11 protein-coding genes and 2 pseudogenes are annotated in these 17,232 nt (G+C 57.5%); 8 read left to right on the top strand and 5 right to left on the bottom strand.

Features of this window, described 5'->3' with window-relative positions:
* Nucleotides 1–209: 209 nt before the first annotated feature.
* Nucleotides 210–1,058 carry a hypothetical protein gene (locus ADIAG_RS15215; RefSeq protein ID WP_007272307.1) on the bottom strand — a complete coding sequence of 283 codons (849 nt, stop codon included), beginning with the start codon at nucleotides 1,056–1,058 and terminating at the stop codon, nucleotides 210–212.
* Nucleotides 1,059–1,235: 177 nt separating this feature from the next.
* Nucleotides 1,236–3,464, bottom strand: a complete 2,229-nt coding sequence (locus tag ADIAG_RS15210; protein WP_007272306.1) for a polyribonucleotide nucleotidyltransferase — start codon at nucleotides 3,462–3,464, stop codon at nucleotides 1,236–1,238.
* A gap of 741 nt (nucleotides 3,465–4,205) precedes the next feature.
* Here ADIAG_RS15210 and ADIAG_RS15205 point away from each other — a divergent pair.
* The 8 genes and pseudogenes from ADIAG_RS15205 (at nucleotide 4,206) to ADIAG_RS15170 (ending at nucleotide 13,315) form a co-directional block, all read left to right on the top strand.
* Entirely contained in the window at nucleotides 4,206–4,778 is a 573-nt protein-coding gene (locus ADIAG_RS15205) for a recombinase family protein (RefSeq protein WP_007272305.1), read from the top strand.
* Nucleotides 4,779–5,020: 242 nt separating this feature from the next.
* Nucleotides 5,021–6,751: a hypothetical protein gene (locus tag ADIAG_RS15200; protein WP_051059969.1), complete on the top strand. Its 1,731-nt coding sequence runs from the start codon at nucleotides 5,021–5,023 to the stop codon at nucleotides 6,749–6,751.
* Nucleotides 6,752–7,532: 781 nt separating this feature from the next.
* Nucleotides 7,533–8,291 (top strand): annotated as a pseudogene (gene istA, locus ADIAG_RS15195) (IS21 family transposase); the annotation flags it as partial.
* Nucleotides 8,292–8,428: 137 nt separating this feature from the next.
* A complete protein-coding gene (locus ADIAG_RS15190) occupies nucleotides 8,429–9,673 on the top strand; it encodes a tyrosine-type recombinase/integrase (RefSeq protein WP_007272302.1) in 1,245 nt (414 codons plus the stop codon).
* Nucleotides 9,670–10,641 (top strand): tyrosine-type recombinase/integrase, encoded by a 972-nt coding sequence (locus ADIAG_RS15185; RefSeq protein WP_007272301.1) that lies wholly within the window; start codon nucleotides 9,670–9,672, stop codon nucleotides 10,639–10,641. The genes ADIAG_RS15190 and ADIAG_RS15185 overlap by 4 nt, the downstream gene beginning before the upstream one ends.
* The gene (locus ADIAG_RS15180) at nucleotides 10,631–11,650 is read left to right on the top strand and encodes a tyrosine-type recombinase/integrase (protein WP_007272300.1); all 1,020 of its coding nucleotides are present in this window, start codon (nucleotides 10,631–10,633) and stop codon (nucleotides 11,648–11,650) included. Before ADIAG_RS15185 ends, ADIAG_RS15180 begins: the two co-directional genes overlap by 11 nt.
* A gap of 97 nt (nucleotides 11,651–11,747) precedes the next feature.
* Nucleotides 11,748–12,563, top strand: a pseudogene (locus ADIAG_RS15175) (Mu transposase domain-containing protein); the annotation flags it as partial.
* Nucleotides 12,560–13,315, top strand: a complete 756-nt coding sequence (locus tag ADIAG_RS15170; RefSeq protein ID WP_007272298.1) for an ATP-binding protein — start codon at nucleotides 12,560–12,562, stop codon at nucleotides 13,313–13,315. The pseudogene ADIAG_RS15175 and the gene ADIAG_RS15170, both read left to right, overlap by 4 nt.
* 137 nt (nucleotides 13,316–13,452) lie before the next feature.
* On the opposite strand, the gene ADIAG_RS15165 is transcribed toward ADIAG_RS15170, so the two are convergent.
* From ADIAG_RS15165 to ADIAG_RS15155, 3 genes are all read right to left on the bottom strand, one after another.
* Nucleotides 13,453–15,336 carry a hypothetical protein gene (locus tag ADIAG_RS15165; RefSeq protein WP_007272297.1) on the bottom strand — a complete coding sequence of 628 codons (1,884 nt, stop codon included), beginning with the start codon at nucleotides 15,334–15,336 and terminating at the stop codon, nucleotides 13,453–13,455.
* 233 nt (nucleotides 15,337–15,569) lie between these two features.
* Nucleotides 15,570–16,136, bottom strand: a complete 567-nt coding sequence (locus ADIAG_RS15160) for a recombinase family protein (protein ID WP_007272296.1) — start codon at nucleotides 16,134–16,136, stop codon at nucleotides 15,570–15,572.
* A gap of 240 nt (nucleotides 16,137–16,376) precedes the next feature.
* Nucleotides 16,377–17,232, bottom strand: an 856-nt coding sequence (locus tag ADIAG_RS15155; RefSeq protein WP_043475366.1) for a hypothetical protein, incomplete at its 5' end; no start/stop codon positions are given.

The raw sequence follows: 17,232 nt of genomic DNA, 5'->3' as shown, positions 1-17,232 counted from the left end.
CGGCGCCGGGAAACCCATCGCTTTGCCGATAAGTGAAAATCCCTGCTCTCCGTGCAGGTGGGGCGCTTTCAAACAAAGAAGATACAGGATTTAGCGCTCCACCTAGCCCTCGACGCTCATTCACGAGCTGCCCGGGAGTAACTCCTAGTCGTTCGATAAGGTGCACTCCCCGAGGATCAGTACCGCCGCCGTGCCGCGACAGATAATGATCAGCTGATATTGCATCTCAGGACAGGAATGGCTGCGCTTTGCGAAGTAAGCAGGGGCCACCAAGGCTTATATTTTGACGTCGAGGTGGGTTCACACACTGTTCGTTCAACGATGTTCGAACTTTCCAAAATCTCAATTTGTCGGTTCCCTTCGAGCAGCACTGTTGTCCACCGCCCACTAGGATCAACATCCAAAACGTACCCAATCAATCGAGCAGGTTCGTCTGTTCCGGTTACGGTGTTGATTTCCTCCGCTGCGACGTAGGGCCTTGCCATGGAATTCGGCACTGCCGGGTTTCCGAACAGAAATAATAGCGAGATCGCAAACGTACTAAGCACCACGATTCCGGCTAGCTGTTCCACCGACTCCGAATATCCACACTTCGCACCTATCACCACGCTGATAATCGTCGTGACACCAAATATCGGGATCATAAGCGTTGGTGACAAAATCAGGTTCCTGTCAATGACAAGCCAGCCCGCTACGAACAGCAAGAAGCTAGCGAGCATTTTGAATGCACCATCGGAGTATTCGCTAGTACACATCTTCATTGCGCCAAGAACTAAAAATACTAGGCCGGCAACCGGGACGACAAGTGGCATGAGATTCACTAGGGTCCCGACCAGTACAGTCATCCATGGACTATGACGCAGAATTGTCAGTGCTACCTGTGGTTGGAAATCAGACATAACGAGGGCAGACAAGCCAAGCAAAGCGAGACCTAAGAGGAGCCCACGATTGAGAATGGCGCCTTTGGAGTTCCGTGAAATATTCCACAGTGCACGAGCACCCGAATCTGTGCTGTTTGAGATGCGCGACATCTCGTCTTTGGAATTCGAATCTTTCATTATTACTTCCAATTCGACTTGACCTGTTCTATTAGCACTAGTCAAGCAGCCCGGTCCGACAGAATAGCTTCGCGTAACGCACGCGTTCGGTAGTCGACGTCGAATTGGCAATAGAAAAATCCCGGCCCACCTTTCGGTGAACCGGGATTTTTAGCCTAGAAGACTAGGAGAGGATGACTACTCAGCAGCTTCGGCGTTCTCATCCTCAGCAACAACCGGGGCAAGCGAGAGCTTGCCGCGATCGTCGACCTTGGTGATCTCGACCTGGAGCTTCTGGCCAACGGAGACAACGTCTTCGACGTCATCGACGCGCTTGCCACCGGCGAGCTTGCGCAGCTCGGAGATGTGCAGCAGTCCGTCCTTGCCCGGGGTCAGTGAAACGAACGCACCGAAGGTGGTCAGCTTCACGATGGTGCCCAGGTAGCGTTCGCCAACCTCGGGAACCATCGGGTTGGCAATGGCGTTGATCGCGGAGCGTGCTGCGTCTGCAGCTTCCCCGTTGGTGGCGCCGATGAGGACGGTTCCGTCGTCCTCGATGGAGATATCCGCTCCGGTATCCTCCTGGATCTGGTTGATCATCTTGCCCTTCGGGCCGATGACCTCGCCGATCTTATCTACGGGGATCTTCACGGAGATGATCCGCGGAGCGTAGGTGGAGAGCTCGTCCGGGGTGTCAATGGCCTGGTTCAGGACATTGAGGATGTGCAGACGGGCTTCGCGGGCCTGGGTCAGCGCAGCTGCCAGGACCGATGCCGGGATGCCGTCAAGCTTGGTATCAAGCTGGATGGCGGTGATGAACTCGGAGGTACCTGCAACCTTGAAGTCCATGTCGCCCATGGCATCTTCGGCGCCGAGGATGTCGGTCAGGGCCGCGTAGCGGGTCTGACCGTCAACTTCGTCGGAGACCAGGCCCATGGCGATGCCGGCAACGGCAGCGCGCAGCGGGACACCGGCGTTGAGCAGCGACAGGGTCGCGGCACAGACCGAGCCCATCGAGGTCGAGCCGTTGGAGCTCAAGGCCTCGGAGACCTGGCGGATGGCGTACGGGAATTCCTCACGCGACGGCAGCACCGGCTGGATGGCGCGTTCTGCCAGGGCACCGTGGCCGATTTCGCGGCGCTTGGGGGAACCCACGCGGCCGGTTTCACCGGTGGAGTACGGCGGGAAGTTGTAGTTGTGCATGAAGCGCTTGCGCGTCACCGGCGACAACGAGTCGATCTGTTGTTCCATCTTGAGCATGTTCAAGGTGGTGACGCCCATGATCTGGGTTTCGCCACGCTCGAAGATCGCCGAACCGTGGACGCGAGGAAGAACCTCGACCTCGGCGGTGAGCTTGCGGATGTCGGACAGGCCGCGGCCGTCCATGCGGACCTGGTCGGTCAGGATGCGCTGGCGCACTACCTGCTTGGTGACTGCACCGAAGGCCTTGGAGATTTCGCCTGCGCGCTTCTCGAAGGCGGTGCCTTCTGCGGTGAGCTCTGCAACGATCTCGTCCTTGAAGGTCGCCGCTGCGGTGTCGCGCTCCTGCTTGCCGGAGATCTGGTAGATCTTGGCGAGCTTGGCGGTGGCCTTGGCTTCGACGGCTGCGTAGGCGTCGTCTTCGAAGTCGCGGAAGATCGGGAATTCGACAACGGGCTTGGCGGCGCGTGCTGCCAGGTCCGACTGTGCATCGCACAGTGCCTTGATGAACGGCTTGGCAGCCTCAAGGCCCTGGGCAACCACTTCTTCGGTCGGGGCGGTGTGGCCCTGTTCCTTGATGAGGGTCCAGGCGTTGTCGGTGGCTTCTGCCTCGACCATCATGATGGCGATGTCATCGCCTGCCACGCGGCCAGCAACAACCATGTTGAACACGGAGTTTTCCAGCTGGCTGTGCTTCGGGAAGGCTACCCACTGGGCACCGTTTCCGTCGTCGACCAGGGCAACGCGGACGCCGCCGATCGGGCCGGAGAACGGCAGGCCCGAGAGCTGAGTCGACATCGAGGAGGCGTTGATGGCCACCACGTCGTAGAGCTCGTCCGGGTTGATAGCCAAAACGGTGACCACGATCTGGACCTCGTTGCGCAGGCCCTTGACGAAGGTCGGGCGCAGCGGGCGGTCCATCAGGCGGCAAGCCAGGATGGCTTCGGTCGACGGGCGACCTTCGCGGCGGAAGAAGCTGCCCGGGATACGGCCGGCAGCGTACATGCGCTCCTCGACGTCCACGGTCAGCGGGAAGAAGTCGAAGCCTTCACGCGGGTGCTTGCCGGCAGTGGTTGCCGAGAGCAATGCGGTCTCTTCGTCGATGTAGACCATGGCTGCACCTGCAGCCTGCTGAGCCAAACGGCCGGTTTCGAAGCGGATAACGCGCTTGCCGTATCGACCATTGTCGATCACGGCCTCTGCGAACTGAATTTCTGGACCCTCCATGTGGGGGCTTTCCTTTCGATCAATATCCGCAGCACACGGCGAACAGGCCACACATTCGGTGCAACTTGGTCTTCGATCGAGACTCGCGCTCTTCGCATTGAAGAGCGAAAGCCACTACCGAGGACCGCAATTGTCTTCCGGTGGATCAGGTGCGCGAGGTGCGCGGATATTTCGTCTTGTTTCTGTGCTGGTCATGCGAAATTGCAAACCATACGTATACCACCCTACCGGGTTAACGGATTCGGCGCAGTGAGGGCACAAACTCGTGCATTGCGGGTATCTCGCAGCCGGCAAAGCCACTTCACGTGCGGCTATTTCGCGGGCGCTATGGGAATGGTGCGCTGAATCGACACGAGCAACAGAAAGACTCATTTCTCCTCACGCCGACAAAGCTAGATCCGAAGGGCTGTTACGGCGATTCTTGCTAATACGGTGCCGCCTGACAAACCATGTTGAGACGAGCCAGGTGTTCTTCGTCAGCGCTAATGAATGCGGAGCATTGCCCTGAGTTCACGATGCTGATCCAATCGCACCCGCCAGCCACGACATTTCCGAACCGGTCAGCTCTTAACGGCTGGCTCGGACCCAAAGGTAGGTGTTGCGTTAACCGATCCCCCACCGCGACACCCGAGACCCAAAAATCCGACATTAGAAAACCTTGAAAATTCAAGGACTAGGATTCGCGCATGACCCGCCCGCAATAATGCCCGGTGAAGGTGGCACAAACGCTACACTTAGGGCATGTCACCGCACCTGGTCGGGTACGCCCGCGTCTCCACCAACCAACAAGACCTCGCCTCCCAGCAAGCGGGCCTCACGGCACTCGGCGTTCCGGACGAATTGGTCTATGTTGACCATGGGTTCACCGGCCGGAACCGCGAACGCCCCGGACTGAAACAGGCCCTGGCCGCCTGCCGGGCCGGGGACACCCTGGTGGTCACCAAGCTCGACCGTCTCGCCCGTTCCCTGCCCGACGCTCGCGATATCGTCGAAGACCTCACCAAGCGCAACATCAAGCTGAGCCTCGGCGGGAACGTCCACGATCCGACCGACCCGGTCGGCCGGCTGCTGTTCAACGTCCTGGCGATGGTGGCAGAGTTCGAATCCGATCTCATCCGCGCCCGCACCCGCGAGGGCATGCAGATTGCCAAGGCCAAAGGCAGGCTCCGCGGCAAGCAACCCAAGCTCTCCCCCGCCCAGGAAAAGCACCTCGTGGCTCTGCACCACGGCGGCAAACACACCAGCGCCGAAATTGCCGAACTCTTCGGAGTGGCTCGGAGCACCGTCTACCGTGTGGTGCAACGAACGCTATGAGCCGCAGCCAGAAAATGAGTTTTCGGACCCTTCCCTGTCAGCGGTGTGGGGCATCACGCGTTTTGGGCGATGTCTGCAATGAGTGTGGCAAAAGCGGACCAGCCGGCGAGGTGAACTCCGTCGTCGTAGACAGACGGACGGCGGTTGCAAGGATTAACGCTGCTCTAACTCCTCAGGTTTCACCCGCCAAACCGACCGTGGATACCACGAACCTCCCGACAAAGGAGGAGCCTAGAGAATTTGTGGAAGGGTTCGTCGAAGCTCTCAGAGCCATCCTTAAAAGACCCAAATCGTCTGCTGCAGTATTGGGCATGGTCGAGCGACTGGAATCATTCGAAGCCCTTCGTCTCCGCTGTCAATCATTTCCCAAGCTCCGGCCTAGGGTTGCGCTTCATCGCTCGGTTTCAGTCACGCTCGACACCCTTTCCGGGCTTTGGCCAACGTACGAGCAAGTCCTTAGCGCCCCCACTATCCATGAAGCAATAATTCTCGGACAGCGTGGACAAGAGCTACTCGATTCGGCGTCTGAAACTTTGACAACGCATGAGGAGCTCGTTAATTCGGCCCTTGCCTACGAGGATCTATCTATTCAGGACCTTTCCGAACGCATCCTGACAGCCCTCTCGATATCTCATCCCGATTTTTCCGTTCTTGAAATGGGCCAGTACGGTAAACGCCTCGCCGAGGAGAAGACCGGCGTTCCCACTGACGAGGCCCACGGCATTCAATATCTGACGCTGCATACCGTCGCATCGGTCCACATGGATCCAAACCGTTTCAACGACGTAATGGCAGAGACTGCTCGTTTCTGCTTTGCCAACCATCGCCTACAGGAAATTGCGATTGAAGATGGGGCACTGGAAAGCCTCGCCAGAAGCCAGCGCTTACTCTACGAATCCTTGACGTCCTTTGAGGCTGTAGTTTCGAGAGAGAACGACGAAAAGGCCCTCCTAAGACGAATTATCAAGTTCTACGGAGAAGTTTATGAAGACGTAGTCAGTCCTCTTTTGGCCTGGTACAGCCTCATGGCCGGGATCAAGCAACAGCCCTACCCCAAATTACTCAAAGATGACGCAACCAACCTCGCCAAAGGGCTTCTCAAACATCCGGCGACGACAACGTTCTTAGAAGACTCCGGAGCACACCTGCGGAATGCTGCCCAACACGGAAACAGCTATTCGGTAGATGGCCACCTCGTACGATTCAATTTACGTTCCTACGAGGAAACCCTCTCTATCTCGAGCGTCATTGATCAAGTTTTTTCCCTCTTTGAATCCATTTCAGCCATGAGCTGGTCTCTCTCCAACGCCTTGTCAAATGCTGGCCACGCAATCCCACTCCGGGAAGAGGATGCGGCCTATATGAAACTGTCGGCTTTTTACATGGCTAAGTTCTATCTCAAGCACAAGGGGACACCTGTACTCTCATCGGAAGAATCGAGTTCAACGTGGGCCTTCCTCCTTAGCCCAGGTCAGGATCGAGTCTTTGAACTTGCCTTGGCCTTGTCTTTAGGGTCACCTGCCCAGATCCGGAAAATAGTGCTGCATACGGATGCAGGCGAGACCCCACTGATCATCCCGCAGAGCGCCTACAACCGGGTTGCATTGTTGAGCGACACCGATGCTCAGCCTATAGACCATATGATGGCAGTCTTGGAACTTCGAAATGACAGCACCATTGGCGGTCGCCGTCTACTTCGGACCTCTGATCTCAAGTTCGCAGCCGCCAGCCTCGGGATCCTACTGACGATCAAGAAAGACCCCACACTCATTCCCCACCTACGACGCGTTAAAACACTTGCCGAGGCTCATGGCAATCAACGTATCGCAGACCGGATCACGGAAGCTCTTCGGCTAAACCGGATTCCTAACTACTTGGCATCGGCCCGCCTCAGCGCAAAGTTCAAGACCTGGGTTGAAGACAATGACGCACCGTCCATGCCAGCGTCCTACGCCGTGACCGTCACCAAATGAACAACCTGCACAGCCAACGCGATGTCCAGAAGGGCGATAAGAAGCGAGATCTTTTTGGGGCAAGGTGTCGGACACAGCCCACAGCTGCGCACGAGGCATGTTCGTTCATTCTGGGCAGTCAGCGGCAAGAGCATGAGGCAGAACTCTCAGCAAACCCTCGTTGGGAGCTCCAGAGAAAGTTTTTCGCTGATTTCCGAACGTCAGGTTGTGGTATACCCGAACCTGACACCAAGTAATTCTGGTTCTCCTGACCCACACTCACGTCAGGAGAACCGGAAAACGACGGGTCAGCACGACCGGCAAACCCCAAATGCCCCTTGAGGTAATCCGTGGTGTCCTCCAGGCTCATCCCACCGATCGTGAACCGGGTCCCGATCCGCTGATCCAACGCCGCCATCACCGCCAACTTCAACCGCCGCCGCAAGGTCGGCTGCCCGATAAGCAGCTGTATAGAGGAGGCTTTCGGTAGCGGGCGTGGGTCGATCCGGACTGGCCGTACCATCACGCCGAATTTGCCACTTAGTTTCGGGAGACCGTGAACATTGAAAACCGCCGTTCAAGCGGCGTGCTCGAACGGCGGTTTTGGTTCTCGGAAACGACGGTTTGGTCTTGTGTGCTCTACATGAATATTTGACTCTTTGGGGGCCAGCAATATTGCGCTTGGGGGCCACCGCGGAAAAACGGGATTATTGTCCTTGGGGGCCACCCGTAGCGTTCTTGGGGGCCACGAAATAGGCTCCTTCCACCATGTGATGGCCACATGGTGGAAGGAACAGTTTCAATGGTACGTAGGATCAAGGCGAAGCTTATTCTCAAGCTCCGCGCAGACGGGCTCTCGGGCCGGGCGATCTCGACCTCGCTCGGGGCCTCGAGGAAAAGCATCACGACCGTTCTCGAAGCGGCGGAGCAGCAAGGCATCGGCTGGGACGAGGTTCGGGAGAAGTCCGAGAACGAGGTGTACGCCCAGCTGTTCCCGGGCCGCGGGGACCACCAAAGCGTTTTCGCCCAGTCGGACTGGGGCACCATCCACCACGAGCTGGCGAAGGTCGGGGTGACGTTGAAGCTTTTGCATGGCGAGTACCTCGACTCCCAGGCCGGGAGCGGGCAGGCGGTCATGGGCTATGACCGGTTCTGCAAGACGTATCAGCGGTTCGTCTTGGAATCGCACGCAACCTCCCGGGTGCAGCACAAGGCCGGGATGAGCATCGAAGTGGACTGGTCCGGTCCCACCATGGAGCTGGTCGATCCGCTCACCGGCACGAGGAACAGGGTCTACTTGTTCGTCGCGTGCCTGCCGTTCAGTCGGTATGCGTTCGTGGAAGCCACCCTGGACATGAAGCAGGACAGCTGGTTGCGTGCGCACGTGTCGATGTTCGAGGCCTTCGGTGGTTCTGTACCACGCATTGTGCCGGACAATCTGAAGACCGGCGTGATCAAACACCCGGCCGAGGGTGAGATCGTGCTCAACGATTCCTACCGCCACCTGGCCGCCCACTATGCGGCGGCGGTGCTGCCGGGCCGCGTCCGGGCTCCAAAAGATTATTCCGAGGATTCCGTTATCCCGAGCATTCGTCGGCATTCCTTTGATCAGCCGGAATCCGTGTGCCCTTCCTCGGGATAACAAATCGGGATTAAGCTGCCTCACCCCTATCCGTATTCACATGAGGTGAGGAAGAAATGAAGATCCCCATTAGTGAGCTGATCTCGAAAGCCGATACCGAGATCGTCAAGCTCCAGCAGGCACCATCGACGCTGATGCAGTATCGGTGGGCGTGGCACCGCTTCAACGTGTTCTGCTCCGAAAACGGTATTGCCGAATTCTCAGACGAAACTCTGGCATCCTATCTGCAGTTCCTGACCACGGAACGAGACGAAGGCCGGTTCAAGGAATGGAAATTCAAGCTCCTACGCAAGTCAGCACTGGTTTTATCCGAGGTCCAAAACACCGGCACATACCGGTGGAAACTATCGAAGCAGACGTCCCCCAACTCTGGGCTCAATTCTGTGTTTCGCCCGGTCCAGGAGCACTTCGAAGCGTGGCTAACCCACCAAAGCCTAGCCCGGGACACTCAGGACCTGTATGCAGTTGTCGCTCGTCGAACATTGGCGTCGTGGCAAAGTCGAGAAATCACGGACTTTCGGGCATTGGGCGGTGCAGAGGTGGCTTCCGCTTTGATTTCATTGGCAGAAAGTTACCGTCCCGGCAGCATGAGGACGGTGCTCTCGGCGATTCGGGTGCTATGTCGTTTTCTTGAAGAGTCCGCAGGATGCTCGGGGCTCTCTCGGTCAGTTCCGAGGGGCGCTTCACGGCGCGTGAGGCATGTTTCTGTGCTGCCGGCCGAGAAGATCGAGATGCTGACAAGCTCGCCCGACCCGGGTACCGTCACCGGAATCCGGGACCGTGCAATGTTGCTGTTGGGTGCGCGCACCGGGTTGCGTCCCGTGGACATCGTAGCCCTGCGCCTGCAGGATATCGACTGGCGACAAGGACAAATCACTTTGGTGCAACGTAAGACGGGCGTGGTGCTGAACCTGCCGCTCTTGGCAGATGTGGGAGAAGCCATCGCCGACTACCTGCTCCATGACAGGCCCGCCGAGGTCAACGATGAGCACGTGTTCCTGAGGACCCAAGCCCCGCATGTTGCCCTTGCACCTTCAAACGGATTGCATCACGTGGCTTCCTGCGCATTTGCCCGGACGGGCATCGGTTCCGATCCCGGGATGGGCCACGGCTTTCGGGTACTGCGGACGTCCTTTGCGACCCGCATGCTTGAAGGCGATACCCCGTTACCGGTCATCTCCGGGGCGTTGGGTCACCGTGGCATTTCCTCGGCCAAACACTATCTCGTTGCTGACGAGGTACACATGCGCGAATGCTGTCTTGATTTCGCGGGGATCGAACCCAGAGGAGCAGAGTCATGAGCAGCTTTGTCAGTGGTTTGGCCCCTCACGTTCAGGGGTTACTGGAGCTCAAGCATGCGATGGGGCTGCCCTATGTGACCTCTGAACGGCATTTGTTGGCCTTCGACGCCATATGTTCCCTGCACTATCCGACCCAAGCCACCTTATCGAAGGCCATGGCCATGGAATGGGTCGTGAAACGCCCCGGTGAGCACGTCAACGGCCAGATCAGGCGGATCACTCCGGTCAGGCAGCTGGCCAAATACATGGCCTCATTGGGGGTCGAGGCCTATGTCATCCCCAAAGGCATTCCAGGACGGCAGGTACATTATCATCCGCACATCTTCTCCCACCGGGAGTTGCGGACACTTTTTGATGCCGCCGACTCGATCCAGGTTTCGCCGTTTGGTGGACAGCGGCAGCTGATCATTCCGGTGATGTTCCGGATGCTCTATTGCCTGGGTCTGCGTCCGGGCGAGGCGAGGAAACTGCACCGCAACGATGTCGACCTAGCCCATGGTTCGGTGCTGATCCGAGAGTCCAAGGGGCACAAGGACCGGATGGTGTTAATGTCACCAGACCTGCAGGAGTACGCCCGCCGCTATGACGACGCGCTCACTCCCTTCCACCCGGACCGGATACCGTTCTTTCCCAACCACCAAGGAGATTTTTACAGCAAAGACACCCCGAACCGTTGGTTCCATGAGCTTCTAGATGCTGCCGGCTCCCTGATCGTGGCCAGCCCCGGTTCACCTCCGCGGCCCTACGACTTGCGCCACGCGCACGTGGTCGAACTGATCAACCGGTGGGTGCTCGCAGGTAGGCGCCCTGAAGTGCTGGTCGCATATCTGAGCCTGCATTTGGGGCATAGCAACACGGAAGATACCTGGTATTACTTCCATCTGGCCGCCGATTTCCACCCCGAGCTGCGCGGCATCGCCAACACCAATATTGAGTCCATGTTTCCGGAGGCACACCATGAAATCTGATGAATTCTTCGCCCTCGTGCGAAGCTGGTTAACCAGCTATCTTCCCCGGTCGCGCAGACTCAGCCCACATACGATTCGTTCCTACAAGACGGCCTTGACCACCCTCCTGGCGTTTCTGGGCGAAACCCGGTCTTTGAAGCTACAGCAGGTCGGTTTCGACGCGATCACCTACAGCAGCATGTCTGAGTTCATCTCGTGGCTCATGGATGTCCGGAAGCTCAGTGCCTCCTCAGCGAATCAGCGGGTGGCCGCCATCAAGTCCTTTTTGTCGTACTGCGCTGGAGAGGAACCTGCACTGGTTGCGATCTGGTTGGACGTCAAAAGGGTCCGCCCAGCACGTGCGCCGGAGCGGGTCCCGAATGCGTTGAGCATGCCCGCCGTGGAGGCGTTGATTCGCGCGCCGGGGCAACAAACCCGCCACGGGCTGCGGGACACCCTGTTGATCCTGCTGATGTTCGATGCTGCGGCGAGGATCCAGGAAATCTTGGACCTGCGCCCTACCGACATCGTCACCAACGCGGGAAGCAGTGCGGTGACACTGACCGGGAAGGGGCACAAGACACGAACGGTGCCGATCATGGACAAAACAGGACGCCACGTGGAGCAGTACTTGAAGCTGTTCCATCCGAACTCGATCGCTCCGGATGCGTCGTTGTTCTATACGGTTTGGGCTGGAGAACCGCATCAGATGAGCCAGGACAACGTCGCCTACATGCTCAATAAGTATGCGGCCATCGCTCAGGCGCAATGCCCCGAGGTTCCCGAGCACGTGAATGCTCATCAGCTGCGACACGCGCGTGCGATGCAGATGCTGCGTGCCGGGGTGCCTTTGCCGCATATCAAGGAATTCCTGGGCCATGCGAATATTTCCACGACCGAAATCTATGCTTCGGCTGATAATCAGATGGTGCGCGAGGCCATCCAGAAGGCCGCCAGCAGCACTCCCGACCCTGCCCCTATCTGGAAGGGCCCCGATGAATTGATTCTCCGACTCGCTGGCCTCAAATAGTTATCCCGAGGAAGGGCACACGGATTCCGGCTGATCAAAGGAATGCCGACGAATGCTCGGGATAACGGAATCCTCGGAATAATCTTTTTTATCCCTAATTAGGGATAAAAAAGACAAGGCCAGCGTGGAAAACACCGTGAGCCACGTGGCCACGTGGGTGATCGCCGGCCTGCGGAAGACCACCTTTGGATCGCTGGGGCAGTTGCGGGCCGCGATCCGGGAACGGGTCGAGGCCTATAACCAGGAGCCGTTCCAGAAGCGTGCCGGGTCCCGCCGGTCGGTGTTCCTGGCCGAGGAACAGCCCTTGATGAACCCGTTGCCGGCGGTCAGCTATGAGATCAGTACCTGGGTCTACGGGCGGAAGGTCGCTAGGAACAGCTACGTCTCGTGGCAGAAGAACTACTACTCGGTCCCGATCATCAATATCGGTGCCACCGTGGACCTGCGGCTGACCGAATCCGTGTTGGAGGTCTACCGGAACCACGAGCGGATCACCAGCCACCGGCTGCTGTCGGGCGAGACGCTGAACCAGTATCAGACCAACGACGCCGATATCCCGCCGGAGCGCCAGTGGCAGCACTGGGACACCCAACGGGTCACGGACTGGGCTGCGCGCACCGGGCCGTGCACGCTGAATGTAGTGGAGCGGATCTTTGAATCGGTGCAGGTCCAGGAGCAGGGCTTCAACGCCGCGCTGGCGGTGCTGCGCCTGAGCCGGCGCTATGGCCCGGCCCGGCTGGAGGCGGTCTGCCGGATCGCGCTGCAGAGCCAGGTCAGGTCGCCGCGCTACGCGCATCTGCGTCCGCTGCTGGAAACCGGCCAAGACAAGAACCTCGACACGCAGCCCGATCCTTTTCACAACGAAGGCGGCTACGTGCGCGGCAGCGACTACTACGCAGGAGGCACCCGATGAGCTCACTTGATATCGAGACCAAGCGGAAGCTGCGGGAAATGAACGCCACCGACATGCTCCAGGCTTTCGAGGCCCAAGACGAAGCCATGAGCATGGCGTTGAGCTTCGACGAACGGGTGCGGCTCATCGTTGACGAAGCGCATTCGGCGTTCACCACCTCAAAGGTAGGCGGGCTGATCAGTCGCGCCAAGCTGCGTTACCCCAACGCCGATTTGCGGCAGGTGGACTTGGTCGAGGAACGCGGGCTGAACCGCAATATGCTCGCCAGTATTGGGAGTTGCGCCTTCATTGACCAGAACCAGAACCAGAACGTGGTCTTCCAGGGATTCACCGGTTCCGGAAAATCCTATCTGGGGTGCGCCCTGGCGAAGCAGGCCTGCCGCAACAGTATTCGCACCCAATACGTGCGTATGCCAGACCTCGAGGAGGAGTGGGTCCAGGCCCAGGACAAGCCGTTGGGTGCCGCGAAGTTCCTGAAAAAGTATGGGGCCTTCACGTTGTTGGTCGTAGATGAGTGGTTGCTGGACCGCCCCAGCGGCGACTTCCTGCGCATGCTCCTGGAACTCATGGAGCGGCGCTACGGATCGGCGTCAACGGTGTTCTGCACGCAGTATCAGCAGAAGGACTGGCACCAGCGGCTCGGGTCCGGCGTCCACGCCGACGCGATCATGGACCGGATCATCCACAACACCATTTGGATCGAGACCGGAAGCTACAACATGAGAGAGAAGATCGGCGCCGTTCAGGAATAGATAGACCCGTTGGAGGCCGGTGGCTCCCACCCGGGGAGGTACTGGTCCCCAACGGCAATATCACTGGCCCCCAACGGCAATAATGGGTGGTCCCCAAACCGTCGAATACTCACTACATGCACACCGGACCAAAACACCTATTTTGCGGTCAGTATGGTGAGTTTGTCGGTGTAGGCGGTCTTTTTCGCGGTGACCTTCACCGTTAGCTTTTTGCCCTTGTCGGTTTTCACAACCTTGTAGGAACTCTTGGTTGCACCCTTGATGTTCTTTCCTGCGCGCTGCCACTGGTAGGTCACCTTGGTGGCCTTGGGGGTGTATGTGCCGCCCGAAACCTTGATCGTCTTGCCGGCAATCTTCTTGCCTGAAATGGCTGGTTTCTTGGAAACCGTCATCGTTCCGGGCGCTACAGCCTTCGTCGCTGAACTGACTGGTGCAGTCCCAACATAGGGCGGACGCTCGTACTGGGCGCGGACCGTGATCTTCTTCCCAAGGTCTGCCGAGGTCAGGGTGTATGTTTTCCCGTTCTGCTGTGGAATCGCTTTGCCGTTGCGTTCCCAAATCAACATCAGTGACGATCCGGCCTGGTCCACCCTGCCCGGGGAAGCCGTCAGTTTTGAGCCCACTTTGGGGGTGCCGATGATGGACGGCTTGGTGGCTTTAAGCGCGCCCTGAGTGATGCGTTTCTGCTCACTTTCGAACAGTGCCGGGTAGGAACCGGAAACCTGAATCTGCACATTTATCCACGCGCCATATTTAGCATCTGGCACTTTGTAGTTCGATTTGGTGGCACCCTTGATCAGTTCGCCGTTCATGAACCACTGGTAGGTGCGTTTCGCGCTGGGGAAGAACTTTGGGTCCAGGTCCGCTGTTGCCGTTTCGGCCAGATTAACGCTCCCACCGACCGTTGCCTTGGGCGCTTTAGCCGCACTGGCAGGGATGGGATAGTCGTAGGCCACCGTTCCAGTTTCACGTGGGACGATGGTGATCTTCCCATCCCAACTCATTTTCGCCTCGCGTGTGTAGGTGACTGAGATGATTTTCCCGATGTCAGCGGATGTCAGCGCATACCACTGGGTGGTTGCTCCAGAAATAGGCACGCCGTTGCGTTTCCACTGGAAATTCCCGTAACCGTACAGAGGGGATGTTGCAGCCGCCACGTGGTCTCCAGGCAGCAGTACAGGAGACCCGCCAATAGTCTTGTATGTGAGTTCCATTGGCCTGAATGCAGGCTTGTCCGAAACGTTGACACCCAAATGCATGTCGATGTAGACAGAGGACAGCGAGGGATGGGATCCGCTGAGCGCGGACTGGAAAACCAGCGACGATTGGCCCGGCCTGGCAGGTACGGCTGAAACCTCAGTAATTCCGCTGAAATCGTCCAGGGGTCTAAAGTGCGAATCAAAACCATTTTTTGGTTTGATCGACTTCCCGTCGACACCAACCACTGGATCGAAGCTAAACGGTTTTCCGGCTAAGGGTAACCCTGCATGTTGCAGGCCTCCGTCTATGTGCAGTGATTTCAGATTCGGCAGCTGATTCACCCACTGGAAGTCTCGTATTCCTGCATTAACCAGCTGAAGGCTGGTCAATGATTTTGCTGCGGTGAGCGGTGTTGCGTCGATGTCGGCGTCGGCTCCATAGGGGAATTCAAGTTCGATCTTCTCCACCTTTGGCAGCTTGGAGAGCCCCTCGATGGCTTTCTGTGAGGCACTGCGTGACCAGACTGTGACCTCCCGTAGTGATGGGTAGGAAGCCAACTTCTCCAGATTATGGATCGAAACATCGGTGGATTTGGAATCCAGGCTCAGATTCGTCACAGAGTCCGGGATCACGATGTCATCTAATGATTCAACGAAGAAGCATTTGAGGATGGTTGGATCTTCGACCCAGCCATACTCCGTATTGTCGAAAACGGTCTGTGTGCAGGAAGTTTCAAAGGCCGCATTGGCTGCTGGAACCGTGCCGGCAGCCAAGAGGGCCATGACACTTATGGCAGACAAAATGGTACGGAAAGATTTCATCTTCGTCCTTGGATGCGAGTGGGCGATGCTTCTGGAAATCATGACACAACACGTGTGATTTGAACATTCAGGTAAGGCAGCTGAAACAAGAAGAAAAATTCATTATCCGTCCCAAGTCGCGCGCGGTTCAATGCGATGTTTATGCTCCATAAACAGTCCGGCACTGTAGGTATCACGTGCACTGAAGCATCCCGGAATCTTGCCGCCAGCTTAGGTGAGGCAGCACCGCCGGGTCATTCCCCGCCCAGGCTCAGGTACCTGTAGACGGTCGCACGGCTTGCCCCGATGACCTTCCCGATGTCGGCAGGCCTGAGTCCCTGGTCCCTGAGTTCGCGGGCACGCTTGACCTGTCTATGCTCGATGGTCACTTCCCGTCGTCCGGCCTTCCGGCCGTGTTCGGCAGCCACCGCCATGCCGGCCTTGGTTCGTTCGGCCAGCTGGTCGCGTTCAAGCTGCGCGAAGGCCGACATCACGGTCAACATCGCCGTGCCCATTGGGCCGGTGGTGGCGATCCCCTCGGTCAGCGAGCGGAAATGGATCCCCCGGGATTCCAGGTCGTCGATCAGCGCTAACAGGTTGCGGGTGTTGCGTCCCAGCCGGTCCAGCTTCCACACCACTACCTCGTCCTGGCCTGGACGCAAATGGTCAAGCATCCTGTCCAGCTCGGGCCGGCTGGCCCGAGTGCCGCTGACCCCATGGTCAACAAAGACTCGTTCGCACCCCGCCTGCTTCAAGGCGTCCATCTGCAACTGGGCGTTCTGGTCCACGGTGCTGACGCGCGCATAACCAATACTGGCCAATCCCAGATCCCAAGGTCTCGTTAAAGGTTAGATTTCGTCTTTCCTAAGAAAGTACACGCGAGACACATTGTTGAGAATTTGAGGACGCTGGAAATTCAGCGATTCCCAGTAATTCGCGTTCGACGCAACGGCATGCAGGCCGAGGTCTCGTCAAAGGATCGTTTGATGAGAATTTCGATGATCAGGCGGAACCACGTGGGTTGACGTCGCTACATAGACCTTAACCAAACGACACTGGGACTAATCCATCGAGGCAAAGCTCCGAAATTTACCCATCTCTCTCGCAATTGGCAGGACCAATTCATAGAGGCCTGATGAATGTAGCTTCGTACCCAGAAGATATGCATTCTCATTAAGTAACGCAGCCACAAGAATCATTTCGGGTTGAGCGGCGAGCAAGTGCCTGTCCACGTCAAAGTAGCGTGAAGAGGGGCCAATGCGCTCAATAATCTGATTCAGAGTCGCAGCATGGCTAGCCGAGTAATTGGTAACGAGTTCCAAGAGCTCAAGAGGTTTCCGATCCAAGACAGCGCAAAGGTCTTCAATGTTCTGCTCTGTAAGGTTACTGCTACCTGTAGACATCTCGAATGTGGCTGCAGTGTCGGCTAGCTTTCTGGAGAGTTTGTGGAATCCATAGGATTCGAGTGCAGACACCGCTTCAACACCTCTATCCAACTCGATATCCATCAGTTCAACGAGGGCCAGGACTCGAGCAAACTGTCGCTTGGTCTTGTCCGATATCCCAGAAGGACCTTTGTAAATGTAAGAATGTTCGGTTTCAGCCCATGTGTGTTCCGCAATTGTGCGGATCTGGACTTCAAATCCTAACCGTTCACCCAGGGTACTGGAAGGAGTCTCGTAGGTGAGATCAATATGAAGCCCGCCATATCGGAGCTCTTTGTAATCCCTGCTTTCTTCTTTGTCTTCGACTTTGTCGACGGCAAAGGGAGACAAGGATGTGTTTTCGAAAGCAGCTCGAATCTTCGCTTTTTCGCTTGCTAGTGAGACGATAATTCGCACACCGAGGATGTCCTTGCAGTCCACCCAAGGGTCAGGGTAGTTCTTGTCGAATTGTTTCCGATAGAGACTAATTGGG

The sequence above is a fragment of the Paeniglutamicibacter gangotriensis Lz1y genome, assembly GCF_000348945.1.
GTDB classification, from domain to species: domain Bacteria; phylum Actinomycetota; class Actinomycetes; order Actinomycetales; family Micrococcaceae; genus Paeniglutamicibacter; species Paeniglutamicibacter gangotriensis.
The sequence above is the reverse complement of the archived record's forward strand: the minus strand, read 5'-3'. Positions and strand labels throughout refer to the sequence as shown.

What these genes read in the sequence shown, in the direction of transcription:
- ADIAG_RS15180 (WP_007272300.1), top strand. Translation starts at nt 10,631, where the DNA reads ATGAAATCTGATGAATTCTTCGCCCTCGTGCGAAGCTGGTTAACCAGC.
- ADIAG_RS15170 (WP_007272298.1), top strand. Translation starts at nt 12,560, where the DNA reads ATGAGCTCACTTGATATCGAGACCAAGCGGAAGCTGCGGGAAATGAAC.
- ADIAG_RS15210 (WP_007272306.1), bottom strand. Translation starts at nt 3,464, where the DNA reads ATGGAGGGTCCAGAAATTCAGTTCGCAGAGGCCGTGATCGACAATGGT.
- ADIAG_RS15165 (WP_007272297.1), bottom strand. Translation starts at nt 15,336, where the DNA reads ATGAAATCTTTCCGTACCATTTTGTCTGCCATAAGTGTCATGGCCCTC.
- ADIAG_RS15215 (WP_007272307.1), bottom strand. Translation starts at nt 1,058, where the DNA reads ATGAAAGATTCGAATTCCAAAGACGAGATGTCGCGCATCTCAAACAGC.
- ADIAG_RS15205 (WP_007272305.1), top strand. Translation starts at nt 4,206, where the DNA reads ATGTCACCGCACCTGGTCGGGTACGCCCGCGTCTCCACCAACCAACAA.
- ADIAG_RS15190 (WP_007272302.1), top strand. Translation starts at nt 8,429, where the DNA reads ATGAAGATCCCCATTAGTGAGCTGATCTCGAAAGCCGATACCGAGATC.
- ADIAG_RS15185 (WP_007272301.1), top strand. Translation starts at nt 9,670, where the DNA reads ATGAGCAGCTTTGTCAGTGGTTTGGCCCCTCACGTTCAGGGGTTACTG.